A 22109-nucleotide genomic window follows, 5' to 3' on the forward strand; every position below is an offset into this window, starting at 1 on the left:
AGGCGCCTCCTGGGGACGGCCCGGCCGGGCCTGGCGTCGCGGACGCGCCGGCCGGCCCGTGGGCTGCTGGCCGGGGTGCGAAGGCTGTCCGGGACCAGGCTGCCCGGGATGCGAAGGCTGCCCGGGGTGCGAAGGCTGGCCGGGGTGCGAAGGCTGCCCTGGATCAGGCTGTCCCGGCTGGGCGTACGGGCCGGGCCGCCCCGAGGACGGCGGGTTCTGGTCCGGTTGGCCGGTGTCGGAGTTCTCAGGACGCCGGTGATCCTTCATGGGCGCGAACCAGTCGCGGTCGTCGCTGCTCATCGGATGTCCTTCGCTGAGAACCCGGGCGTCACCGAGGAAACCGAACCCGCCGCTTTCGAGCGCAGGGAGGAAGTCATCGCCGGGTCACTTCCCGGCTGTGGAGTAGACGGCCTCGGCCGAGTCGGTGAGCTTGCGCGCCGCCGCCTCGTCGAGGGCGAGGTCGATCTCGGCTTCCGGCTCGTACGGCTCGACAAGGACCGACGGCGGCAGGCCGATGACCACGCGCGAACCGGGCAGCACGGACGGGGGCACCTCGAAGAAGTAGGGCCCGCGGGTCCAAATCTCGGGCTGCGCGTACTCGGCGGTGACGGTGGCCGAGTCGTCGACCCGGTCGGTGGCGGAGAACCTCCGGCCGTCGGCGGTCAGCAGCGTGGCGGGCCCGAGCTTGTACGGCTTGCGCTTGGACTTGGCGGAGACGTCGACGACGAGGAACACCTGGTCGGTCTTGATCGTCTTGGTGAGGTGCTGGATGGACTTGGCCGCGGTCACGGAGTTGAGCCGGACGACGAGGCGGGTGGTGTCGACGTCCTCGCCCTGTTCGCCGACGTAGGTGAGGGGGGCGGTGTACTCGTTGTGGGTGAGGTCCAGCGACTGCACCCCGATCGCGGCGCCGAGGAGCACGAGCCCCACGGCCGCGTTGAGGAGCCGCGACTCGCCGCGCTTCCGGGATGACCGGTCGCGCCGGCCGGGGGCGTCGGGGCGCCGGGCGGTGGCGGTCATGCCGTGCCTCCGGCTTTGACGGGGAGGGTGACCCTGGCCTGGACGGTCGGCACGAACTTCTCACCGGCCGGTTCGCTGACCATCTGCCACCGGACGGTCTCGTCCTGGAAGCCCGGCGCGTACTCGAAGGACGCCACGTCCAGCGTCACCTGCTCGGGCGGCTGTTCGCCCGGGTCGAGCCGGAAGCGGACGATGACCTTGGTCGTCAGGCCCGGGTGGAGCTGGCTCGTCTGGTCCTCGGAGGACAGGGCGAAGACGAACGGCCCCTTGCCCTCCTTGATCGCCGGCGAGATTTTGAGCAGCGAGCCGGCGAAGCCGTATCCGAGCGAGAGCTGGTCGGGCTTGGCCGGCGGCATGCCGACGTTCGTGGTCTCGTCGCCGCGGTTGGTGACTTCGAAGACCATCTCCACGAACCGCTTGTCCTCTTCCCAGGTCTGCTGGCCCTTTTCGACGGTCACCCGCGCCTCGGCGAACTTGGTGGAGTAGAGGCCCTGGTCGAGCACGGCGCCCTGGCTCAGGGGCTTCGGCGGGACGTCGACCTCTTCCAGCCCGCCCAGCAGCGCGACGATGCCGACGACGGTCACGATCAGCAGGCCTGCGACGGGCACCGCGACCGGGCGCTTGGGCCTGCTTGGGCCGCCGGAGGGTTCCGTCATGGCTAGTGATGGTAATAGGTCAACCTTGTCCCACTCACCCCATTGCGCCCATCGGGCTGGCGGAATTGCCGATAACCCTGCCGCAGCAGGGGTTGTAGCTCATACGCTGTCACGGAGCGAAGGGGAAAACAGGCCCTGCTAACGACATAGCGCAGCCGGAGGGGGTCACGTGGCGGACGTGCATCCCGATCACGCGCAGCTCCAGGCCGACCGCATCTACCTGGGCTGGCAGTACATCCTGCCGCACCCTGACCCCGGCCCGCCGCCGAAACGGCCCTCGCCCGTCGAGGAGCCTCCCGTCACCGAGCAGGACGAGGAGGAGCGCGCCGCGCTGCTGCGCCGCGAACGGCTCCAGGAAGACATGCTGAACCGGCCGGTGCGGCTGGTGCGGATGTTCATGCTCGTGCTGGCGGTGCTGATCATCGTGCCCGCCGTGGCCGGCTACCTCGCCTGGCAGTTCGCGCTGATCGGCGTGCTGGCCACCGGCGGCGTGGCCGCCATCTGCGCGTACGCGCTCGTCCAGGGCGACCGGGCGGTCCGCTACCGCGTGTCGGAGCAGCAGGCCCGCAACGACCGCCAGCGCCAGGAACGTGACAGGGAGCTGTTCAGGGCGCAGGAGGAGCACGCCCAGCGCTACCGCGAGTGGCAGGAGGAGAAGGAGCGCTTCGAGCGCCAGCTCACCTGGTACGCGGTCGCGGTGCCCGACGAGATCGACCGGATCGACGTGGCTGGCGGCACGCTTCCCGGCTGGTCCGCGCTGATCACGCTGCTCGGCGCGACCCGGCTCTACAGCGGCGGCCACCTGACCGTGCTCGACCTGTCGGAGGGCGCGATCGCCAAGGACCTGATCGAGCTGGCCCGCAAGGGCGGCGACGACCCGCTGGTGTGGGTGCTGCCGGTCGACCTGCCCCGGCTCGACCTGGGGGCGACGCTCAAGCCGGAGGCGTTCGCCGACGTGCTGGCGCACGTGGTCAGCGTGAGCGAGGAGCACCGCACCACCCGTGACCTGAGCTTCGACAACGCGATCCTGGAACGGGTGCTGGAGGTGCTCGGCGAGAACGCCACGATCAGCCAGGTGACGGCCGCGCTGCGGGCGCTCGCGCAGGTCGGCGACCCGCGCGAGGACCTGCGCCTCGGCCTCATCACCGCCACCCAGCTGGAGCGCATCGGCACGCTGTTCGGGCGCGGGGTGAGCGACCGGGTGGTGATCGAGCGGGCCTGGGCGCTGGAGTCGCAGCTGCGCAAGCTGGAGACGCTCGGCACGCAGGCGGTCCGGCTGCCGCCCGCCCGGTTACGCGTGGTCAGCATGGACCGGCAGGCCGGGGTGTTCGGCAACCGGGTGCTCGGCACGTACGTGGCGACCGCGCTCACCCACATCCTGCGCCAGTCGCCCGCCGCCGACCGGCCGTGGTACCACACGATCATCGTGGCGGGCGCCGACAAGCTCCGCGGCGACGTGCTCGACCGGCTCATGGACGCCTGCGAGACGTCCCGTACCGGGCTGGTGCTGACCTACCGCTCGCTCACCTCGACCGTCCGCGAGCGGCTCGGCCGCGGCCACGCGGCCGTCGCGTTCATGCGGCTGGGCAACGCCGAGGACGCCCGGGTGGCCAGCGAGCACGTCGGCACCGAGCACCGGCTGGAGCTGGCCCAGCTCACCGAGACGATCAGCGAGTCGCTGCCGGGCCTGGACGGCGGCTACACCTCCACCATCGAGCAGCTCGACGACGCCGACGGGCGGCCCGACGAGAGCGGCGCCGACCTGGCCGAGGACATCACCGAGTCGACCGAGTGGGGCCGCACCGCCGACAAGATTTCGGAGAAGGAGCGGGTGCTGCAGCGCTCGCGCGAGTTCCTCGTCGAGCCGCACCAGCTCCAGCAGCTCCCCACCACGTCGGTGATCGTCACCGACGCCACCGCGCACGGCCGGCGGGTCCGGCTGGCCGACGCCAACCCGGCCATACTGACCTTCCCCAAGACGACGCTGGCCGAGCTGGAGGACGTGAGCGACACCACGCTCGCGGAGCACCGCGCGAACGGCCACCACGAGCCCCCGCCCAACCTCGGTCCGCCTCCGCCACGCCTCGACTGGCGCAAGGACAGGCAATGACAGGCAAGGAAATGGTCAATGTCCACGTGATGCGCTGGCTTTCGGCGGGAGTTTACTGACAACCGTCTGTGGGGGGATGAGATGCAGCCGAGTGTGTCGCTGAGCGGGCCGTGGTACCGGATCCAGTCGATCGCGGCGCCCTCACGCAGCTCGTCGGCCGAGTGGGACTTCGTCACCGTGCTGCCCGCCGCGCTGTCGGCCGCGGCGCGCGACAGGCCGTTCGTCATCGGCTGGCTCTCACGCGGCTCGGGCGCGCCGCTGGAGCTCATCACGAACGCGGGCCCGCTGTCGCCGCCCCGGCAGCCGCGGCGCTCGCCCGAGGCGCCCGACCGGCCCGCGGGGCCGCAGCCGCTGCTCTTCCCCGGCGGCGCGCGCGGGGTCGAGCTCGACGACGGCTATCTCGCCGACCTGGCGGACCTGGTCTGGACCCCGTGCCCGGGGCGCCAGGCGCCGCCGCTCGGCGGACGCAGGGAGCCGGACGCCGACGAGCTGAAGAGGCCGACGCTGTTCGAGGCGACGCTGGTCACGCTGATGTCGCGGCCGTTCGCGTGGCTGGTCGTGGCCGAGCCGACCGATCTGCTCGACGCCGAGGTCGCCCACCTGCGCACCCAGCTCAACGTGCTGCGGCAGTACGGCGACGCGTCCGAGCGGTCCAGGTTCGACGCCGAGCGGGCCGAGCGGCGCATGCAGGAGCTCGACGCCTTCCGCGAGGCCGGGCTCTGGAACGTCCGGGTGCTGGCCGGCGCCGCCACCTCCGACGAGCTGCGCCAGATCGCGCCCGTCCTGGTCGGGTCGGTGGAGATGAGCCATCACCCGTACCGGCTGCGCAGCGCGCACGGCGCGGTGCACCCGCTGCCTGAGGCGCTGGAGCTGACCATGCAGGACCCGGCCGACGGCGCGGCGGCCCCGTTCGCGGCCACGGCGGGCGCGCTCGCGGCCCTGGCCGGGCTGCCCAGGCGCGAGGTGCCCGGGGTGCGGGTGCTCGACGCGGGGTTCTTCGACGTGACGTCCGAGGCCGGCGAGGGCGAGCTGGAGCTGGGCGAGATCCTCGACGGCCAGGACCGGCCGGTCGGCTCGTTCCGGGTGCCGCTGGCCACGCTCAACCGGCACGCGTTCGTCACCGGCGCCACCGGCTCGGGCAAGTCGCAGACCGTCCGCCACCTGCTGGAGCAGCTCAGCCAGGCCGGCATCCCGTGGCTGGCCATCGAGGCGGCCAAGTCGGAGTACGCGGCGATGGCGGGCCGGGTGGACCCGGCGCAGGTCACGGTGATCAACCCGTCGGCGCCGGAGGGCGTGCCGTTCAGCGTGAACCCGCTGGAACCGGAGCCCGGCTACCCGGTGCAGGCGCACATCGACATGATCCGGGCGCTGTTCATGGCGGCGTTCGACGCCGAGGAGCCGTTCCCGCAGATCATGTCGCTGGCGCTGCAGCGCGTGTACGAGGCCACCGGCTGGGACGTGGTCACCGGAGGCGCGGTGCCCGGCTCGAAGGTGCCGCCCAGCGTGCCGACGCTGGAGCAGCTGCAGCAGCACGCGATGGACGTGATCCAGGAGATCGGCTACGGCCGCGAGGTGCAGGCCGACGTGGAGGGGTTCATCTCGCTGCGGCTGCGCTCGCTGCGGGTCGGCTCGGCCGGCCGGTTCTTCGAGGGCGGTCACCCGGCCGACATCGGCGGGCTGCTGCGCCGCAACGTGGTGCTGGCGATCGAGGACGTGGCCAACGACGAGGACAAGGCCTTCCTCATGGGCACGCTGATCATCCGCATCGTGGAGCACCTGCGGATGCGCGCCCGCCAGGAGAAGAGCACCGGCCTGCGGCACGTCATCGTCATCGAGGAGGCGCACCGGCTGCTGCGCGACCGCGGCACCGGCCGGGCCGCCACGCACGCGGTGGAGCTGCTGGCCGGCATGCTCGCCGAGATCAGGGCGTACGGCGAGGGCATCGTGGTGGCCGAGCAGATCCCCACCAAGCTCGTCGCCGACGTGGTCAAGAACACCGCGCTCAAGGTCGTGCACCGGCTGCCCGCCGAGGACGACCGGCAGCTCGTCGGCGCGGCGATGAACCTCAGCGAGGAGCAGTCACGCCAGGTCGTCTCGCTGCCGCCCGGCGACGCGGCCGTGTTCGCCGACGGGATGGACCGGCCGCTGCGGGTGCGCGTGCCGCTCGGCGAGGCGCGCGAGAAGGCGCTGGCCGGGCCGCCGCCGCCGATCAGGGGCCGCCGTTCCGCCGCCTGCGGCGCGCCGTGCCGCACCGGCCAGGCGTGCACGCTGGTGGAGCTGCGCGAGGCCGACGTGCTCGCCGACGCGCCCGAGTGGGCGTGGCTGCGCATCTGGTGCGACACGGTCGTGCTCGCCTTCGTCACCAACCGGCCGCTGCCCGGCGTGCCGCGCGCGCTCGCCGCCGCCTGGGGCGGGCTGCCGCCCCGGCGCGCCGAGTGCCTGCTCGCCACGCTGGTCGAGCGCTCGGTGCGGCGGCGCGCCTGGGCGCTGCGCAGCTGGTTCGACCCCGCGCTGCTCACCGAGAAGGCCGCCGCGGCCGCCACCCGCCTGCTGGGCGGCCAGGGCGGCGGCGAGCGGCCCGGCGCCTCGTGGGTGCTTCCGCAGGTGCGCTGGCTGCACGAGGTCGACAGGCTCTTCCCGTACGGGCGTCCCGCGCCGGACCTGCGCACCCCCGCCCCGCCGATGGAGTACGCGATCTTCCGCCAGAACGGCGACGGCCCCCGCCAGGAGCCGCACGGCGAACTGCTGGGCCACCGGGCCAAGGCGCTGCGCCACCACCCGCTGTCGATGGAGATGGACCACAACAGGGAGCTGGCCTGGCGGGTCATCCTCGGCGACGACGAGCTCGAAAGCGTCCGGCGCGACGTCGACGCGGTGGCCCTCGGCGTCGAGCCGCAGGCCAGGCTCCGGCACGTCGGCCAGACCATGGGCGCCGGGTGGCTCGAAGGGGTGCTGGCGTGGCCGCACCGGTTCGTGCTGCCGTTCGGGCACGACGGCGCGCCGGAGATCTCGTTCGCCGAGCCTCACCTGGCGGATCAGGCGCGGTGATCGCGAGTAAGCGGTGTGGCACGGCCGATCGCGACTAGGATTTGTCAGCATGACCCAGCTTCCACTGCGGGCTCAGCTCGCGAGCGCCCTGGGCCGCAGTGCCGCCACGCTGTCCAGGATGACCGGGCGCGGCGACGGCTCGGTGATCGGCGGGCGGGTCGGCCTGATGCTCGAGCCCGACCTGCTCCGCCAGCTTGCCCGTGACCGCAAGCTGGCCCTGGTCAGCGCGACCAACGGCAAGACCACCACGACGCGGCTGATCACCTCCGCGCTGCTGGAGCTGGGGGAGGTGGCCACCAACGCGTTCGGCGCCAACATGCCCGCCGGCCACGTCTCCGCCCTGTCCCAGCACAAGAGCGCCCCTTACGGGGTGCTGGAGGTCGACGAGAAATATCTGCCCGAGGTCCTCGACACCACCGGCGCCGGCGTCGTCTGCCTGATGAACCTCAGCCGCGACCAGATGGACCGCGCCGCGGAGATCTGGCTGCTGGCGCAGAAGTGGCGCAGGGCGCTGTCCGGCAAGCCCACCCACGTCATCGCCAACTGCGATGACCCGCTGGTCACCTGGGGCGCCTCCACGGCCGCCCAGGTCACCTGGGTCGCCGGCGGGCAGCGCTGGAAGGAAGACTCCTGGAGCTGCCCCGAGTGCGGTGGTCCGCTGGAACGCAAGGGCGTCCACTGGGCCTGCCGTGAGTGCACCTTCCACCGGCCCGAGCCGCAGTGGGTGCTCGACGACGACGCGGTGATCGACCCGCGCGGGATGCGCTGGCTGATCGACATCCAGCTCCCCGGCCTGGCCAACCGGTCCAACGCGGCGATGGCGCTGGCCGTGGCCGAGGCGTTCGGGCTGCCGGTGGAGCGGGCGCTGCCCCGGCTGCGCGAGGTCACGTCGGTGGCCGGCCGCTACACCACGGTCGAGCGCGACGGCCGGCAGGCGCGGCTGCTGCTGGCCAAGAACCCCGCGGGCTGGCTGGAGGCCTTCGACGTCTCCGACCCCGCCCAGCCGATCATCCTGTCGGTCAACGCGCAGGGCCCCGACGGCCGCGACACCTCCTGGCTGTGGGACGTCGACTACCGCATCCTGCGCGGCCGGCCCGTCTTCGTGACCGGCGAGCGCCGCCTCGACCTGGCGCTCCGGCTGGAGGTGGCCGACGTGCCGTTCGCGCTCTGCGCGTCGTTCTCGGAGGCGCTGGCCATGCAGCCGCCCGGCCGGGTCGACGTGATCGCCAACTACACCGCCTTCCAGCAGATCCGATCGGAGTTCGGCCGTGCCGTCTGACAGCGCCCTGAGCATCGTCTGGATCTATCCCGACCTGCTGAGCACCTACGGCGACCAGGGCAACGTGCTCGTCCTGGAGCACCGCGCCCAGCGCCGCGGCATCCGCACCGAGACGGTCCACGTCCGCTCCTCCGACCCGGTGCCGGAGACGGGCGACGTCTACCTCATCGGCGGCGGCGAGGACCGGCCGCAGATCCTCGCGGCCGAGCGGCTGCGCCGCGACGGCGGCCTGCAGCGCGCGGTCGCCCGCGGCGCCTCGCTGCTCGCCGTCTGCGCGGGCTACCAGATCATGGGCAGCACGTTCGGCGGCGAGGAGGGCCAGCCGGTCGACGGCATCGGCCTGCTCGACCTCGCCAGCGCCCGCGGCCCGGCGAGGGCCGTCGGCGAGCTGGTGGCCGAGGTGGACGCCGCGCTGGGCCTGCCGACCCTGACCGGGTTCGAGAACCACATGGGCGTCACCCGCCTGGGCCCCGGCGTCAAGCCGCTGTCGAAGACCGTGAAGGGCATCGGCAACGGCGACGGCTTCGAGGGCTGCTACACCGGTCACGTGGTCGGCACCTACCTCCACGGCCCGGCCCTGGCCCGCAACCCGGCGCTGGCCGACCTGCTGCTGTCGTGGCAGGTGGGCCAGCTGGGCCCGCTCGACGACACCCGCTACGAGCAGCTCCGGCAGGAGCGTCTCGCCGCGGTGATGTCTCAGTAGACGAGTGCCTGCGCGCCCTCGGTCGTCACCTCTTCGACGAACGTGGGCGCCCCGGCGATGCGCACCCCCTCGATCACGTCGTCGACCGTGATCTCGCGCCGGGCCGCGCACTGCGTGCAGAGCGTCACCCGGCCGCCGGCCAGCACCGCGTCGAACAGGTCGGCGAGCGGCACCGCGTGGGGCAGCGCGAACTCCTTGGCCCGGCCGGGGAGCGCGAACCACGCCGACTCTCCGGTCAGCCAGAGAGAGACGGGAACCCCGCTCGCGAGCGCCGCGGCCGCGACCGTGAACGCCTGGTTGCACCGCTCGGGGTCGTCGGACCCCGCCGTCACCTTGATCACCAGTGATCGTGCCATGTCCGCCACCCTAGAACGTCCCCGGCCCGCCCCGCGCCACTAGGGTTGCGCCTATGGAGGAACCACAGGTGCATGCCGCCCTGGAGCCGATCGCCTTCCTGCTCGGGCGGTGGGAAGGCGCGGGCGTCGGCGGCTACCCGACGATCGAGAGCTTCAACTTCGGCCAGGAGATCGAGTTCGGCCACAACGGCAAACCCTTCCTGACGTACGTGAGCCGCACCTGGCTGCTCGACCAGGACGGCAACCAGGTCAGGCCGCTGGCCACCGAGTCGGGCTACTGGAGGGCGCTGCCCGAGCGGCAGCTGGAGGTGGTGCTGGCGCACCCGACCGGCATCGTGGAGATCTACGTCGGCGAGGTCGTCTTCCACAAGATCGACCTGCGGACGGACGTCGTGGCGCGCACGGTCTCCGCCAAGGAGTACACAGCGGGCCGCCGACTCTACGGCCTGGTCAACGGCAACCTGATGTGGGCCTACGACATGGCCGCGGTCGGGCAGCCGCTCACGTCGCACATGTCGGCGGAGCTGAAGAAGGTCGGCTGAGAAATGAAGAAGGGCCCCAGGCGGCGCTCCGCTCGCTCAGGAACGGGCCGGATGGACCAAAGGCGGCGACAGGAGTCGCGCCCTCCGGCTGCCGGGGGCCCCGGTGGTTGCCTCGTACTCGCGAACGACTGCGAGACAACAGCCCGCGTCGTCAGCGGACAACCACCTCGCTGGTCCGACTATGACTACCCATTGTGTGGACCACCTCCTTTCCGCGTACTCATGAAGCTATGCGGTCGCGAGCGAACAGGGCAAGTGATTAAAGCCCGGCCTTAGACTCGTTGACATGACGGAGACGCAGTGGCATGAGGAGCTTCGCGCCAAGGGTTACCGGGTCACTCCGCAGCGCCAGCTCGTCCTGGAAGCGGTCAAGGAGCTGGAGCACGCCACGCCCGAGGAGATCTGCGGCAAGGTCCGCGAGACGGCTCGCGGGGTCAACATCTCCACCGTCTACCGCACGCTGGAGCTCCTCGAGGAGCTCGGCATGGTCACCCACACCCACCTCGGTCACGGCGCCCCGACCTACCACCTGGCGGCCGAGGCCGACCACGTCCACCTGGTGTGCCGGGGCTGCGGGCAGGTCATCGAGGTCCGGCCCGAGCTGGTCGAGGGGCTGGTGCGCGGGCTCGACGACGAGCTCGGGTTCGCCACCGACGTCCACCACCTGACCGTCTTCGGCCGCTGCAGCGCGTGCAGATAGCCTGAGAGGCATGCGTAGCCCACTGCTGGATCTTCCGGGAGCCGTCGCGGCCGACGCTCCCGACACCGACGTCGCGGCCCACTACGGCGACCTGTTCGCCGAGCAGCGCGCGCTGGTCAAAGGTGAGGCGGTCGTCGACCGCAGCAACCGCGAGGTGGTCCGCGTCACCGGAGCCGACCGGCTCACCTGGCTCAACGATCTCACCTCGCAGAAGCTCGACACCCTCCAGCCCGGCGAGTGGACGCAGACGCTCGTGCTCGACCCGCAGGGCCGCGTCGAGCACCACCTGACCCTGGTCGACGACGGCGAGACCGTGCTGGCCCACGTCGAGCCCGGCACCGCCGACGCGCTGATCGGCTATCTCGACCGGATGCGGTTCATGCTCCGGGTCGAGGTGTCGCGGGCCGACGACCTCGCGGTGCTGTCCACCGCCGACGGCGACGTCCACGTGCCGCGCGCCGAGCTGGGCGACCACCTGGGCAAGCCGCTCGCGGGGCTGTGGGCGTACGAGGCGCTGCGCATCGAGGCGCACCGGCCGCGGCTGGGCTTCGACACCGACCACAAGACGATCCCGCACGAGGTGGGCTGGATCGGCCCGGCCGTGCACCTCACCAAGGGCTGCTACCGCGGCCAGGAGACGGTCGCGCGCGTCCACAACCTGGGCCATCCGCCGCGCCGGCTGGTCTTCCTGCACCTCGACGGCAGCGTCGACACGCTGCCCGCGCACGGCGCGCCGGTGATCTTCGAGAGTCAGGAGGTCGGCACCGTCGGCTCGGCCGCCCGCCACCACGAGCTGGGGCCCATCGCGCTGGCCGTGATCAAGCGGACGGTGCCGGTCGACGCCCCGCTCCTGGCCGGCGGCGTGGCGGCCGCCCAGGAGGTCGTGGTGCCGCCCGACGCGGGCCGCAACGTCAGCATCGACCCGGCGCTGCGGCGGCGCGTCCGATAGCGCGCTAGACGTCCACGATCAGGGTGATCGGGCCGTCGTTGACCAGCGACACCTTCATGTCGGCGCCGAAGCGGCCCGTCTCCACCTGCGCGCCCAGCCCGCGCAGCTCCTCGACCACCGCGTCGACCAGGGGCTCGGCGACGGGCCCCGGCGCGGCGGCCTGCCAGGTGGGGCGCCGGCCCTTGCGGGCGTCGCCGTAGAGCGTGAACTGGCTGATCACCAGGAGCGGCGCGGCCACGTCGGAGCAGGACTTCTCGCCGTGCAGGATGCGCAGACCCCACAGCTTGGCGGCCAGCTTGACCGCCTCGGCCCTGCCGTCGGTGTGGGTGACGCCCACCAGGACGAGAAGGCCGGGCTCGTCGATCGCGCCGACCGTCTGCCCGTCGACGGCCACGGAGGCGGAGCTCACCCGCTGAACCACTGCTCGCATGGGATCCCATTCTGGCCCAGGGAAGGACCTCCGTAGACTCGTGACGAAAGGGGGGCGAGATGTCGCTGGTCGTGGAGGTCGTCCGGTCCGGATTCGTCGAATCCCGGCATGAGGTGCGCATGCTCGCCCTCGACACGGCGGGCACCCCCGCCGAGGCGCACGGCGCGGTCCACGTGCCGGCCTCGCCCCGCTCGACGATGAAGCCGCTGCAGGCCCTGGCCATGCTCCACAACGGCCTCAACCTCGGCGGCGAGCTGCTGGCGCTGGCCTGCGCCTCCCACGCGGGCGAGCCGTTCCACGTCGACGGCGTCAAGAAGATCCTGGCCGGGGCGGGGCTCGACGAGTCGGCGCTGCGCTGCCCGGAGGACTATCCCGAGGACCGTCGGGTCACCGACTTCGGCCGCGTTCACATGAACTGCTCCGGCAAGCACGCCGCCATGCTCGCCACCTGCGTCGCCAACGACTGGCCCACCGCCTCCTACCTGGAGGTCACCCACCCGCTGCAGCGCGCGATCCGCACCACCGTGGAGGAGCTGAGCGGGGAGCGGATCGCCGCCTCGGGCGTCGACGGGTGCGGGGCGCCGCTGTTCTTCGTCTCGATGCTGGGCGTGGCCAAGGCGTTCCGGTCGCTCGCGCTGGCCGGGGCCGACAGCCGGGAGCGGGCCGTGTTCGACGCCATGCGCGCCCATCCTGAGTGGACGTCCGGCACCCACCGGCAGGAGGCCGCGCTCATGCGGGCGCTGCCCGGCCTGATGGTGAAGGCGGGCGCGGAGGGCTTCCAGGCGTTCGCGTTCGAGGACGGCCGGGCCGGCGTGATCAAGATCGAGGACGGGTCGGGCCGGGCCCGCACCCCGCTCACCGTGATGGCGCTGCGCTCGCTCGGCCTCACCTCGCCGCCGCTCGACGCGCTCGCCACACACCACGTGCTGGGCGGCGGCGAGCCGGTGGGCGAGCTGCGCGTGCGCACCGTCCACCGCTGACTCAGAGCGTGCGAAACTGCCTGCTGGCGGAGATGGCGCCCGAGGTGGTCGTGGTGAACGTGCGCATCGACCCGGCGAACTTCGACAGGTCCCACTCCGCCGGGCCGTGATACCAGTAGAGGTTGTCGGCCTGATGGCCGTTGCCGGTCACCGACGCGACCAGCCGCGACCAGTGCTCCACCCCGTCGAAGATCACCGCGTACGGGAGATAGCGGGAGAACAACTCGACCCGGTCCTTCTCCGGCACGTTGCCCAGATCGCCGGAGAAGAGGAAGTCGCGGAAGCCGAGCGTGTGCGCCAGCGCCGCCGAGCCCTTGGCGGTCTTGGCCGGCATGTACTGCCCGCCGACGGCCAGCGCGCCGCCCGCGATGACGGCGGCCAGCCCGAGCAGCCCGTAGGAGGTGAACCAGGCGAGCGCGGCCGTGGCCAGCAGGCCCAGGACCATGAGGACGACGCCGATCGTGGTCCACCGGGTCCGCTCCGCGTCGGGACGGCGGGCGAACCAGCCCTGCCGCACCACGTCCGCGTAGAGGGCGTCGCGGACCTGGCCCAGGTGCGCGGCGAACGAGCCGGACAACTGCGACAGCAGCACCGCGTCGCGGCCCTCGAAGATGGCGTCGTAGAGCGCCTGCTCATACGGCAGCAGCGTGTGGGACGGCGCGTGCGGCAGCCGCACCAGCAGCCAGTCGGGGGCGTCGTAGGTCTGCCTCGGCTGCTCGTCGATCCGCAGGTAACCGCGCACGGCCAGGTCGACGATGGTGGCGGTCACGTCGACCACGTCGGCCTGCTCGTCCACCAGCGTGCCGATCTGGCCCGGGCGGACGCCGTCGGGCGGGGTGAAGTGACCGTTCTGCACGGGGTTGACGGCCCCCTGCTCGTGGCTGACGACGCGGGCGTCACGGCCCCGCGTCCAGTAGAGCAGCGCCACTCCGCCGAGCAGCAGCACCAGCAGGCCCGCCAGCGCGCCGCCGGTCACCATGTTCAGCGCGAACGCGTTGGCCAGAGAGAAGCGCTTGTCGAGGATCGGCCGGCCGCCGCTCGCGCCCTCGGGGAAGCCCACCACGACGGTGAGCGTCTGGCCGGGCGCGAGACCCTGCTGCTCGAAGTCGGCCTGGGCGCCGGTGTGGTCCATCGCGGCCGTGGTGCAGCCGACCGCCGAGGTCAGCTCACCGGCGAAGCACGAGAGGTTCTGCACCGGGCCGGGGCCGGTGACCTGGACCGTGGCCTTGTCGACGGAGACGTTCCAGCCGCCCACGGCGAACCAGCGCAGCTCCTCGACCTTGCCGGTCGGGGTGACCGCGCCCTTCACGTCGTACTCGACCGTCGCGGGCGCGGTGACCCTCAGCACGCCGTCGGCGTAGCCGCCGCCCTTGACGTTCGAGATCTCGAACAGGCGGTCGTTGGCGTCGTCGTGCCGGGTGCGGGTGAGGAACGTGCGCTTCAGCTCGCCCGACCCGGTGATCTTCTCCACGACGTGGAGCATGCCGCCCTTGCCCAGGGTCATGGTCACCTCGTCGGTGATCCCGGCGTTCGCCGCCATCGCGGGCGCGGTGGTCAGCGCCAGGGCGGTCGTCACCAGTGCGGCGAGCACGAGCCTGAATCCGGTCATGGCCGTGCATCGTATCGGGTCTGTCCGACGCATCCGTAGATGTCAGATCACGGGTGACGATCAGTCGGAAATCGCGATGCGCAGTCGGCGGAAGCCGCGGCCCTTGCTCTCCACCTTGGTCACCTTGATGCGGCCGATCTGCTTGGTGGAGGCGACGTGGGTGCCGCCGTCGGCCTGGGTGTCGAGGCCCACGATGTCGACGACGCGCACGTCCTCGACCTCCGGCGGCACCAGGTTGGTCGCGGTGCGGATGATGTCGGGGATCGCGAACGCCTCGTCACGCGGCAGCACCCGCACGTCGATGCGGCGGTCGGCGATGATCTCGGCGTTGCAGGCGTCTTCCACGAGCTCCTTGAAGCCGGGCGGCACCTCGGGCAGGTTGAAGTCCATCCGGGCGGTCAGCGGCTCCATGTTGCCGCCGGTGACCGGGCAGCGGAAGTCGCGGAACACGACCCCGCACAGCACGTGCAGCCCGGAGTGGGTGCGCATCAGCGCGGAGCGGCGCTCGTCCTCGACCGCGGCGCGCACGACCGTGCCCACCGGCGGGATCGGGTCGCCCTCGGCCGGGATCAGGTAGAGGTCGTCGCCCTTGCGCACGCCGACGACGCGGGTCTCGACGCCCTGCCAGATGAGCACGCCGTGGTCGGCGGGCTGGCCGCCCCCGCCGGGGTAGAAGGCCGACCGGTTGACCACGATGCCTTCGGGGGTGGCGTCGAGCACCACGGCCTCGAAGTCGCGCAGGCCCTGGTCGGAAAGTTCGAGGCGCTGGGTGCGCCCGTGCAGGTCGGTGGTCATGCGCGGGTCACCAGGGACCGTAGGGGCCGTTGTTGCCGCCCCGGCCGCCCATGCCCTTCACCGCGGGCTTGACGTCCACGATGTAGATGGCGGCGGCGATCACCGCGGCGATGGAGAAGATGCCCATCCCGATCCCCAGGAAGGCACGGCCCCAGATGATCAGGAAGTTGATCACGTACTGCCAGGCCCCGGCCGCGGAGAACAGCGTGGCCAGGATCAGGATGATCAGCCAGATGTTCTTCTGCAGCTTGCCGGCCGAGACGAACGCGTCGGCCGGCACCCGCAGGGCGTGCACCAGTGCGTATCCCGACATACCGAAAATGATCAGGGAGAGCACCGAGAACAGAAGGTTGAAGACCAGGTTGATGAATTGCATGTGTTGGCTCCGCCCAATGCCGCGATGAGTCGGCTTCAGCCTAATGGCCACCCGCGCTCCACGGGCAACGGAAACGGCAGCGGCGGCCGGAAGCTTGCCGGGCCCGGGCAGGCAGAAGGCCCGCCTCCAGGTGGAGACGGGCCTTCAGCGGCAGGTCAGGCCTTGGCCTTGGGGGCGCGGGTCTTCTTGGCCGGGGTGACCGGAGCGGCGGCGGCGGCCGGCTCGGCGGCCTCCGACACTTCCTCCAGCTCCAGGGCGGCCTCGCCGGTGGTCTTGCTGACCACCTTGCGGCCGCGCACCGCGAACTCCTCATAGACCTCGACGGCACGGTGGCCCAGCTGGTCGGCGTACTCGCGGGCCTTCTCGGGGAACTCCTTGGCGATGCCCTCGGCCTTGCCGGCGTACTCGCGGGCCTTCTCCGGCAGCTCCTTGGCGATGCCCTCCGCCTTGTCGGCGTAGGCGCGCGCCCGCACGGGGAGGTCCTTGGCCAGCTCGGCGCGGCGGGACTGCAGCTTCTGCAGCTGCTCGGGCAACTCGCGCAGCTTCTCCACGGCATAGTCGCCGGCCCCGGCGACCGCGTAGAACGGCTTGGTGTCGGTGAGCTTCTTCACTTCGGTGGCAAGCGTCATGATGGGTTAACCTTCCTTGGTTTCCTGGTTGACGGGGCCGTCGCCGTTGCTCGCCGCATAGGGCTCAAGTGCGGCGAGGAGCTCAGGCGGCAGCGGCTGTTCGTCGTCCGGTGCGGAGGCGGGCCGGGGGTGGGCGTTCTGGGAGGTCTGCTCGTCCCCGGCCGGCCCTTCCTTGCGGAACGACTCGTAAATGTCGATCAACACCTGGCGTTGCCGCTCGGTGATGTTCGGATCCTCCCGGATCGCCGTGATGACGTCGCTGGGAGGCTCGTGGTCGTCGATGAGACCGGCCTGCACGTAGAGCGCCTGCGAGGAGATGCGCAGGCCCTTGGCGATCTGGTTGAGGATCTCCGCGCTCGGTTTGCGCAGGCCGCGCTCGATCTGGCTCAGGTAGGGATTGGACACCCCCGCCGCGGCAGCCAGCTGGCGCAGCGAGATCTTCGCCTGCTGCCGCTGCTCGCGGATGTACTCGCCGATCGAGCCGACTTTGGGAAGTGCCATACCTCAAGTATGCGGCCCTCTGCTTGCAATTGCAAACGGAGTGGTTAACACCTGCAAGCGCTAGAGCTGGATGATCCAGAGAAACGGCGTCGAGGTGACCAAACTCACAGACAGCGCGATGATGCCCGCCCGGGTCCGGCGCGGCAGCTCCGGAGCCGGCTTGATCAGGCGGTCGACCCTGGCCATGACGTGGGACGCGTGCAGGCTCAGCATCCCGCTCGGCACCGGCATCGCGCCCGCCGTGCCGAACCGCAGCAGGGCCGTGGCCAGCCGGCGCGGTGAGCAGTAGCGGCGCGCCCGGTCGTCGGCGGCCATCTCGATCAGCAGCTCCACCTGCCCCTGCGCCTCGCGCACCACCTTGGCCCAGGGCAGCGCCCGGCGCAGCGCGGCGAACGGCAGCAGCACCAGGTCATGACGCTCGCGCACGTGGGCCGCCTCGTGCGCGAGCACCGCGGCCAGCTCGTCGCGCGACCACAGCCGCAGCGCGCCCTCGCTCACCACGACCTGGGAGCGCAGCCCGGGCACGCAGTAGGCCGCCGCGCTCGGATGGTCGAGCACCCGCACGCCGGGCACGCCCGGGTCGTCACGGGAGATCAGCGCGAGGAGCATGCGGTGACGCCGGCGGGCGCGCAGCGCGTGCGCCCCGGCCGAGATCAGCACCACGACGAGCACGGTCAGCGCGGTGAGCCCGGCGATCATGGCGAGGACGTGCAGCGGGTCCCACGCCTCGATGGGCGCCTCGCCCTGGACGAACGCGACCAGACCCGGCAGCACGCCGATCCCGTAAGGCTGCACGCCGAAGGCGAGCATGGACCCGGTGGTGGCCAGCCCCCACGCCACGCCCAGCGACTGCCACAGGATGATGGCCAGCCGGGGCGCGCGGGAGGTCCAGCGAGCGGTGGTGAGACGCCAGGAGCCGATCGCGCACGCCGTGGCGAGCGCGGCCAGCACCGCTGCCGTGGTCACTCTTCCTCCAGCTCCGTCAAGGCTCTGCGCAGGATCTCCGCCTCGTCACCGGAGACGGCCTGGGCGAAACGGGTCAGGGCGGCGGAACGGTCGCCCGTCATGTCGAGAGCTCCCAGCATAAGCTCAGCGATGTAGCTGTCACGGCTTTCTGCGGGTTCGTAGCGCCAGGCGCGGCCGTCACGGGTGCGCGCGAGGAAGCCCTTGCGGGTGAGCCGGTCGAGAACGGTCATGACCGTGGTCGGCGCCAGGTCACGGTCGGCGATGAGACGGCCGACCTCGCGGGCGGTCAGCGGGGTGTTCTCCGCCCACAGGATGTCCATGATGCTGCGTTCGAGCTCGCCAAGACCCTTCACACGCTCCAGAGTAGTACTACACGACGTCGAGCAGCTATCCGGGATTCTGGTGAGATGGACATCACGCTGGTGCAGGGGGATATCACCAAGCAGCGAGTGGACGCGATCGTGAACGCGGCCAACTCCTCGCTCATGGGCGGCGGCGGGGTGGACGGGGCGATCCACCGTAACGGCGGGCCGGAGATCATCGAGGAGTGCCGGAAGCTCCGCGCCTCCCGGTACGGGCGCGGCCTGCCGACCGGCGAGGCCGTCGCCACCACCGCCGGCCGGCTCCCCGCGCGCTGGGTGATCCACACGGTCGGCCCCGTGCACTCGCCGTTCGAGGACCGCTCGGAACTGCTCGCCTCCTGCTATCGGGAGTCGCTGCGGGTCGCCGAGTCGCTGGGCGCCCGGACGGTGGCGTTCCCGGCGATCGGCACGGGCATCTTCGGCTGGCCGCTGGCGGAGGGCGCCCGCGTCGCCGTCGACGCCGTACGCGCATGGAAGACCGCGTCCGCTTCGGCGGATCCCGCCGCGTCCACCTCCCAGGAACCGGCCGCGCCCGCCACCCCCGCCACGTCGCTGGTCGAGGTGCGGTTCGTGTTGTTCGACGCGGGGGCGTACGCCGTCTTCGAAGCGGCTCTCTGACCGCCGCGCGCGCCGTCTACCGCGCGGCGGCCGGCGCGATCGCCTGCCAGGGCAGGGTCAGTTCGCCGAGCCGCCAGCGGGCGCGCCCGCCGAGCGGCGGGCGGCGGGCGACCGGCCAGGAGCCCGCGAGGGTCTCCACCGCGGCGAGCCACCGCTGCCGCGCCCCGTGCGAGCCGTACGGGGAGCTGACCGCCCAGGCGTGGTCCCAGTCGCGCAGGAACGCGTGGATCGGCTCACCGGGCACGTTGCGGTGGATGAGCGTCTTCGGCAGCCGGTCGGCCAGGTCGGAGGGCCGCTCGAACGCGTCGAACCGGGCCGAGAACGTGAGCGTGCGCGGGCCGGACGCGTCGAGTCCCACCCAGACGGCCCGGTGCCCCACCTCCGAGCAGGTGCCCTCGACCAGCACGCCGCCGGGGGCCAGCCCCGCCAGCAGCACCTCCCAGTAGCGCCACGCCGCCGCCTCCTCGTACTGGCGCAGCACGTTGAAGGCGCGGACCAGCAGCGGCGGCCGGGGGACCGGCAGCTCGAAGCCGCCGAGCACGAAGCTCAGCCCCTCCCGCTCATACGGCTTGGCCACCGCCACCCGGGCCGGGTCGATCTCGACGCCCACCACCTCGACGTCCGGCGCCACCCGGCGCAGCCGGGTGAACAGCTCAAGCGTGGTCGCGTGCGAGGCCCCGTACCCCAGGTCCACCACGAGCGGCCGGGCCGTGCCGCGCAGCAGGCGGCCGTGGACGGCGGCGATCCACCGGTCGGCGCGGCGCAACCGGTTGTGCGCGGTGGTGCCCCGGGTGATGGCGCCGACCGGTCTAGCCACCGACGCGGTGCACCCTGTGCTGGGCGGCCTGGGCGCGGGGGCGGATGACCATGCGGTCGATGTTGACGTGCGCCGGCCTGGTCACGCACCAGGCGATCGCGTCGGCCACGTCGTCGGAGCTGAGCGGGTCGGGCACGCCCTCGTACACCTTGGCGGCGCGGTCGGCGTCGCCCCGGAACCGGTTCACCGCGAACCCCTCCGTGCGCACCATGCCGGGCGCGATCTCCACGATCCGCACCGGCTGCCCCACCAGCTCCAGCCTGAGCGTCTCGGTCATCGACGTCTGCGCGTGCTTGGCCGCGCAGTAGCCGCCGCCTCCCTCGTACGAGACCAGCCCCGCCGTGGAGGTGAGCATCACCAGCACGCCGTCGCCCGACCCGATCAGCTTCGGCAGCAGCGCCTGGGTGACGCGCAGGGAGCCGAGCACGTTCGTGTCATACATCCGCTGCCAGTCGTCGAGCCTGCCCTCGGACACCGGCTCCAGGCCGAGCGCGCCGCCGGCGTTGTTGACCAGCACGTCGCAGCGCTCCAGCGAGGCCGCCAGCGCGTCGACCGACTCCTGGGAGGTCACGTCCAGCGTCACCGGAGAGATCCCCGGCACCTCGGCGGCCAGCTTGTCCAGCCGTTCGCGGCGCCTGGCGCCGGCCACCACGTGGTAGCCCTCGGCGGCCAGCCGCCGCGCCGTCGCCTCGCCGATCCCGCTGCTCGCGCCGGTCACCACAGCCGTTCTCTTCATGGGCCTCATCCTGCCAGGTTGCCTGTTGGGCACCCCCCGCCGTGACCCTCTGTCGGGAATGTCGGAAAAATCTGGACAGTTATACATCTCTTGGAGGTGATGTCGGGTGAGGCGACGACGGGTCAACCGGGTCGCGACGATCAGCATGCACACGTCACCGCTCGACCAGCCCGGAACGGGCGACGCCGGCGGGATGAACGTGTACATCGTCGAATCGGCCAAACGGCTAGCCCAACTCGGTGTGGAGGTGGACATCTTCACCCGCGCCACCGCCCGGGACCTGCCACCGGTCGCCGAGCTGACACCCGGCGTCCTGGTCCGTCACCTGACCGCCGGGCCGTACGAGGAGATGGACCGGGCGGACCTGCCCGGCCAGATGTGCGCCTTCCTGTCGGAGGTGCTGCGCACCGAGGCCATGCACGAACCCGGCCACTACGACGTCATCCACTCCCACTACTGGCTCTCCGGCCAGGTCGGCTGGCTCGCCAAGGAACGCTGGGGCGTCCCGCTCGTCCACACCATGCACACCATGGCCAAGGTGAAGAACCGGCTCCTGGCCGCCGGCGACCGGCCCGAACCGCAGGCCCGCGTGGTCGGCGAGGAGCAGGTCGTGCAGATCGCCGACCGTCTCGTCGCCAACACCGCCGACGAGGCGCACGAGCTCATCGACCTCTACGGAGCCGCCGAGCAACGCGTCGCCGTCGTCAACCCCGGCGTCAACCTGACCGTCTTCCAGCCCGCCTCCAAAGGCGCCGCCCGGCGTCGGCTCGGCCTGCCCCAGGACGCGCACGTCCTGCTCTTCGTCGGCCGCATCCAGCCGCTCAAGGCCCCCGACGTGCTGCTGCGCGCCGCCTCACGGATGCTCATCGACGACCCGTCACTGCGCGGCCGGCTCGTCGTCGCCTGCGTCGGCGGACCTTCGGGCAACGGCCTGGCCAGGCCCTCCATCCTCACCGAGCTCGCCACCGAACTCGGCATCGAGGACACCGTCCGCCTCGTCCCGCCCGCGCCCCAGCAGGAGCTCGCCGACTGGTACCGGGCCGCCGACCTCACCGTCGTGCCCTCCCACAGCGAGTCGTTCGGCCTCGTCGCGCTGGAGTCCCAGGCCTGCGGCACCCCCGTCGTCGCCGCCGCCGTCGGAGGGCTGCGCACCGCCGTCCGCGACGGCGTGTCCGGGCTCCTCGTCGACGGGCACGACCCGCACGACTGGGCGCGGGCCGTCCGCGGCCTCCTGGACGTCCCGGCCCGCCTCGCCGACCTGGCGGAAGGGGCGCGCGAGCACGCCGCCGCCTTCGGCTGGCAGGCCACGTCCGCCCGCCTCATGGACGTCTACGCCCAGGCCGTCGCCCACCTGCACCGCCAGCCCGTGGCGGTCAACTCGTACTGACCGGCCCGGCTCCCGCCGAGGCCGCGTCAGTAGGCTGTAGGGCATGCGCGACGTCATCGAAGCCGCGCTCAAGGCCGCGGACGTCGAGTACGACGAACCGCGGCCCGGAGCGTTCCTCGCCAAGCTGCCGGGCCGGCACAAGCTCGCCACCATGACCTGGCTGATCGTCGGCGAGCGGGTCCTGCACGTCGAGGCGTTCTTCTGCCGCCAGCCCGACGAGAACCACGCCGAGTTCTACAAGTGGCTGCTCGCCAAGAACGGCGCGATGTACGGGGTCCACTTCTCCGTCGACCCCGTCGGCGACGTCTACCTGGTCGGCCGCCTGCCCCTCACCGCCATCACCGAGGACGAGATCGACCGCGTGCTCGGCTGCGTGCTCACCTACTCCGACGACTCCTTCGACCGCGCCCTGGAGATCGGCTTCGCCTCGTCCATCAGACGCGAGTGGGAATGGCGCAAGAAGCGCGGCGAGTCCCTGGCCAACCTGCAGGCCTTCGCCCGCTTCGCGGACCCGGATCGCGCCTGAACGAGCCCGCCCTA

General features: G+C 72.0%; 24 protein-coding genes. 11 read left to right on the plus strand and 13 right to left on the minus strand.

Going from position 1 to position 22109, the window contains the following annotated elements:
• Window positions 1–384: 384 nt before the first annotated feature.
• Window positions 385–1020, minus strand: coding sequence for a hypothetical protein (locus tag ACGFI7_RS01335; RefSeq protein WP_393397816.1), 636 nt, complete (start codon window positions 1018–1020; stop codon window positions 385–387).
• On the minus strand, window positions 1017–1676 hold the full coding sequence (locus tag ACGFI7_RS01340; protein ID WP_393397818.1) for a hypothetical protein: 660 nt from the start codon (window positions 1674–1676) through the stop codon (window positions 1017–1019). The genes ACGFI7_RS01335 and ACGFI7_RS01340 overlap by 4 nt, the downstream gene beginning before the upstream one ends.
• A 169-nt stretch (window positions 1677–1845) precedes the next feature.
• Here ACGFI7_RS01340 and ACGFI7_RS01345 point away from each other — a divergent pair, with 169 nt between their 5' ends.
• From ACGFI7_RS01345 to ACGFI7_RS01360, 4 genes are all read left to right on the plus strand, one after another.
• Window positions 1846–3786, plus strand: a complete 1941-nt coding sequence (locus tag ACGFI7_RS01345) for a hypothetical protein (RefSeq protein ID WP_393397820.1) — start codon at window positions 1846–1848, stop codon at window positions 3784–3786.
• A gap of 81 nt (window positions 3787–3867) precedes the next feature.
• Window positions 3868–6834 carry an ATP-binding protein gene (locus tag ACGFI7_RS01350; protein ID WP_393397822.1) on the plus strand — a complete coding sequence of 989 codons (2967 nt, stop codon included), beginning with the start codon at window positions 3868–3870 and terminating at the stop codon, window positions 6832–6834.
• Window positions 6835–6883: 49 nt separating this feature from the next.
• Window positions 6884–8113, plus strand: coding sequence for a MurT ligase domain-containing protein (locus ACGFI7_RS01355; RefSeq protein ID WP_393397824.1), 1230 nt, complete (start codon window positions 6884–6886; stop codon window positions 8111–8113).
• Window positions 8103–8816 (plus strand): type 1 glutamine amidotransferase, encoded by a 714-nt coding sequence (locus ACGFI7_RS01360; RefSeq protein WP_393397826.1) that lies wholly within the window; start codon window positions 8103–8105, stop codon window positions 8814–8816. Before ACGFI7_RS01355 ends, ACGFI7_RS01360 begins: the two co-directional genes overlap by 11 nt.
• Here the strand turns inward: ACGFI7_RS01360 and ACGFI7_RS01365 are convergent.
• Window positions 8810–9172, minus strand: a complete 363-nt coding sequence (locus tag ACGFI7_RS01365; RefSeq protein WP_393397828.1) for a DsrE family protein — start codon at window positions 9170–9172, stop codon at window positions 8810–8812. The genes ACGFI7_RS01360 and ACGFI7_RS01365 overlap by 7 nt on opposite strands.
• 53 nt (window positions 9173–9225) lie before the next feature.
• On the opposite strand from ACGFI7_RS01365, the gene ACGFI7_RS01370 reads away from it, so the two are divergent.
• From ACGFI7_RS01370 to ACGFI7_RS01380, 3 genes are all read left to right on the plus strand, one after another.
• Window positions 9226–9714, plus strand: a complete 489-nt coding sequence (locus ACGFI7_RS01370; RefSeq protein ID WP_393397830.1) for an FABP family protein — start codon at window positions 9226–9228, stop codon at window positions 9712–9714.
• A 286-nt stretch (window positions 9715–10000) separates the two neighbouring features.
• Entirely contained in the window at window positions 10001–10414 is a 414-nt protein-coding gene (locus tag ACGFI7_RS01375) for a Fur family transcriptional regulator (RefSeq protein WP_393397832.1), read from the plus strand.
• 10 nt (window positions 10415–10424) lie between these two features.
• Window positions 10425–11363, plus strand: a complete 939-nt coding sequence (locus ACGFI7_RS01380; protein WP_393397834.1) for a YgfZ/GcvT domain-containing protein — start codon at window positions 10425–10427, stop codon at window positions 11361–11363.
• Window positions 11364–11367: 4 nt separating this feature from the next.
• On the opposite strand, the gene dtd is transcribed toward ACGFI7_RS01380, so the two are convergent.
• The gene (dtd, locus tag ACGFI7_RS01385; RefSeq protein WP_393397836.1) at window positions 11368–11793 is read right to left on the minus strand and encodes a D-aminoacyl-tRNA deacylase; all 426 of its coding nucleotides are present in this window, start codon (window positions 11791–11793) and stop codon (window positions 11368–11370) included.
• A gap of 59 nt (window positions 11794–11852) precedes the next feature.
• Between dtd and ACGFI7_RS01390 the strand changes: the two genes are divergently transcribed.
• Window positions 11853–12773: an asparaginase gene (locus tag ACGFI7_RS01390; RefSeq protein ID WP_393397838.1), complete on the plus strand. Its 921-nt coding sequence runs from the start codon at window positions 11853–11855 to the stop codon at window positions 12771–12773.
• Between the two features lies 1 nt (window position 12774).
• On the opposite strand, the gene ACGFI7_RS01395 is transcribed toward ACGFI7_RS01390, so the two are convergent.
• From ACGFI7_RS01395 to ACGFI7_RS01425, 7 genes are all read right to left on the minus strand, one after another.
• The gene (locus tag ACGFI7_RS01395; RefSeq protein ID WP_393397840.1) at window positions 12775–14382 is read right to left on the minus strand and encodes a DUF2207 domain-containing protein; all 1608 of its coding nucleotides are present in this window, start codon (window positions 14380–14382) and stop codon (window positions 12775–12777) included.
• A 60-nt stretch (window positions 14383–14442) separates the two neighbouring features.
• The gene (locus ACGFI7_RS01400) at window positions 14443–15177 is read right to left on the minus strand and encodes an alanyl-tRNA editing protein (RefSeq protein ID WP_393397842.1); all 735 of its coding nucleotides are present in this window, start codon (window positions 15175–15177) and stop codon (window positions 14443–14445) included.
• A gap of 7 nt (window positions 15178–15184) precedes the next feature.
• Complete coding sequence (locus ACGFI7_RS01405) at window positions 15185–15553, minus strand: DUF2516 family protein (RefSeq protein ID WP_393397844.1); 369 nt, start codon at window positions 15551–15553, stop codon at window positions 15185–15187.
• 155 nt (window positions 15554–15708) lie between these two features.
• The gene (locus ACGFI7_RS01410; RefSeq protein ID WP_393397846.1) at window positions 15709–16182 is read right to left on the minus strand and encodes a hypothetical protein; all 474 of its coding nucleotides are present in this window, start codon (window positions 16180–16182) and stop codon (window positions 15709–15711) included.
• 6 nt (window positions 16183–16188) lie between these two features.
• Complete coding sequence (locus ACGFI7_RS01415) at window positions 16189–16683, minus strand: helix-turn-helix domain-containing protein (protein WP_393397847.1); 495 nt, start codon at window positions 16681–16683, stop codon at window positions 16189–16191.
• 60 nt (window positions 16684–16743) lie between these two features.
• A complete protein-coding gene (locus ACGFI7_RS01420; RefSeq protein ID WP_393397849.1) occupies window positions 16744–17649 on the minus strand; it encodes a M56 family metallopeptidase in 906 nt (301 codons plus the stop codon).
• Window positions 17646–18002 (minus strand): BlaI/MecI/CopY family transcriptional regulator, encoded by a 357-nt coding sequence (locus ACGFI7_RS01425; protein ID WP_393397851.1) that lies wholly within the window; start codon window positions 18000–18002, stop codon window positions 17646–17648. Before ACGFI7_RS01425 ends, ACGFI7_RS01420 begins: the two co-directional genes overlap by 4 nt.
• Window positions 18003–18056: 54 nt before the next feature.
• Between ACGFI7_RS01425 and ACGFI7_RS01430 the strand changes: the two genes are divergently transcribed.
• Window positions 18057–18629, plus strand: coding sequence for an O-acetyl-ADP-ribose deacetylase (locus tag ACGFI7_RS01430; protein WP_393397853.1), 573 nt, complete (start codon window positions 18057–18059; stop codon window positions 18627–18629).
• Window positions 18630–18645: 16 nt separating this feature from the next.
• On the opposite strand, the gene ACGFI7_RS01435 is transcribed toward ACGFI7_RS01430, so the two are convergent.
• Together ACGFI7_RS01435 and ACGFI7_RS01440 are read right to left on the minus strand one after the other, a co-directional pair.
• A complete protein-coding gene (locus ACGFI7_RS01435) occupies window positions 18646–19446 on the minus strand; it encodes a class I SAM-dependent methyltransferase (protein ID WP_393397855.1) in 801 nt (266 codons plus the stop codon).
• The gene (locus tag ACGFI7_RS01440; RefSeq protein ID WP_393397857.1) at window positions 19439–20182 is read right to left on the minus strand and encodes an SDR family NAD(P)-dependent oxidoreductase; all 744 of its coding nucleotides are present in this window, start codon (window positions 20180–20182) and stop codon (window positions 19439–19441) included. The genes ACGFI7_RS01435 and ACGFI7_RS01440 overlap by 8 nt, the downstream gene beginning before the upstream one ends.
• Before the next feature lie 106 nt (window positions 20183–20288).
• Here ACGFI7_RS01440 and mshA point away from each other — a divergent pair, with 106 nt between their 5' ends.
• Both mshA and ACGFI7_RS01450 read left to right on the plus strand, forming a co-directional pair.
• Window positions 20289–21569, plus strand: coding sequence for a D-inositol-3-phosphate glycosyltransferase (gene mshA / locus ACGFI7_RS01445; RefSeq protein ID WP_393397859.1), 1281 nt, complete (start codon window positions 20289–20291; stop codon window positions 21567–21569).
• Between the two features lie 43 nt (window positions 21570–21612).
• Window positions 21613–22095, plus strand: coding sequence for a YbjN domain-containing protein (locus ACGFI7_RS01450; protein WP_393397861.1), 483 nt, complete (start codon window positions 21613–21615; stop codon window positions 22093–22095).
• The last annotated feature ends 14 nt before the right edge of the window (window positions 22096–22109 follow it).

The organism is Nonomuraea sp. NPDC048826, from assembly GCF_043198225.1.
Classification (GTDB): domain Bacteria; phylum Actinomycetota; class Actinomycetes; order Streptosporangiales; family Streptosporangiaceae; genus Nonomuraea.

Bases quoted from the DNA above. Each gene is read 5' to 3' on its own strand.
- ACGFI7_RS01440 (WP_393397857.1), bottom strand. From the start codon at position 20,182: ATGAAGAGAACGGCTGTGGTGACCGGCGCGAGCAGCGGGATCGGCGAG.
- ACGFI7_RS01370 (WP_393397830.1), top strand. From the start codon at position 9,226: ATGGAGGAACCACAGGTGCATGCCGCCCTGGAGCCGATCGCCTTCCTG.
- ACGFI7_RS01335 (WP_393397816.1), bottom strand. From the start codon at position 1,020: ATGACCGCCACCGCCCGGCGCCCCGACGCCCCCGGCCGGCGCGACCGG.
- ACGFI7_RS01400 (WP_393397842.1), bottom strand. From the start codon at position 15,177: ATGACCACCGACCTGCACGGGCGCACCCAGCGCCTCGAACTTTCCGAC.
- ACGFI7_RS01350 (WP_393397822.1), top strand. From the start codon at position 3,868: ATGCAGCCGAGTGTGTCGCTGAGCGGGCCGTGGTACCGGATCCAGTCG.
- ACGFI7_RS01410 (WP_393397846.1), bottom strand. From the start codon at position 16,182: ATGACGCTTGCCACCGAAGTGAAGAAGCTCACCGACACCAAGCCGTTC.
- ACGFI7_RS01395 (WP_393397840.1), bottom strand. From the start codon at position 14,382: ATGACCGGATTCAGGCTCGTGCTCGCCGCACTGGTGACGACCGCCCTG.
- ACGFI7_RS01430 (WP_393397853.1), top strand. From the start codon at position 18,057: ATGGACATCACGCTGGTGCAGGGGGATATCACCAAGCAGCGAGTGGAC.
- ACGFI7_RS01405 (WP_393397844.1), bottom strand. From the start codon at position 15,553: ATGCAATTCATCAACCTGGTCTTCAACCTTCTGTTCTCGGTGCTCTCC.
- ACGFI7_RS01380 (WP_393397834.1), top strand. From the start codon at position 10,425: ATGCGTAGCCCACTGCTGGATCTTCCGGGAGCCGTCGCGGCCGACGCT.
- ACGFI7_RS01340 (WP_393397818.1), bottom strand. From the start codon at position 1,676: ATGACGGAACCCTCCGGCGGCCCAAGCAGGCCCAAGCGCCCGGTCGCG.
- ACGFI7_RS01375 (WP_393397832.1), top strand. From the start codon at position 10,001: ATGACGGAGACGCAGTGGCATGAGGAGCTTCGCGCCAAGGGTTACCGG.
- ACGFI7_RS01415 (WP_393397847.1), bottom strand. From the start codon at position 16,683: ATGGCACTTCCCAAAGTCGGCTCGATCGGCGAGTACATCCGCGAGCAG.
- ACGFI7_RS01450 (WP_393397861.1), top strand. From the start codon at position 21,613: ATGCGCGACGTCATCGAAGCCGCGCTCAAGGCCGCGGACGTCGAGTAC.
- ACGFI7_RS01390 (WP_393397838.1), top strand. From the start codon at position 11,853: ATGTCGCTGGTCGTGGAGGTCGTCCGGTCCGGATTCGTCGAATCCCGG.
- dtd (WP_393397836.1), bottom strand. From the start codon at position 11,793: ATGCGAGCAGTGGTTCAGCGGGTGAGCTCCGCCTCCGTGGCCGTCGAC.
- ACGFI7_RS01355 (WP_393397824.1), top strand. From the start codon at position 6,884: ATGACCCAGCTTCCACTGCGGGCTCAGCTCGCGAGCGCCCTGGGCCGC.
- ACGFI7_RS01365 (WP_393397828.1), bottom strand. From the start codon at position 9,172: ATGGCACGATCACTGGTGATCAAGGTGACGGCGGGGTCCGACGACCCC.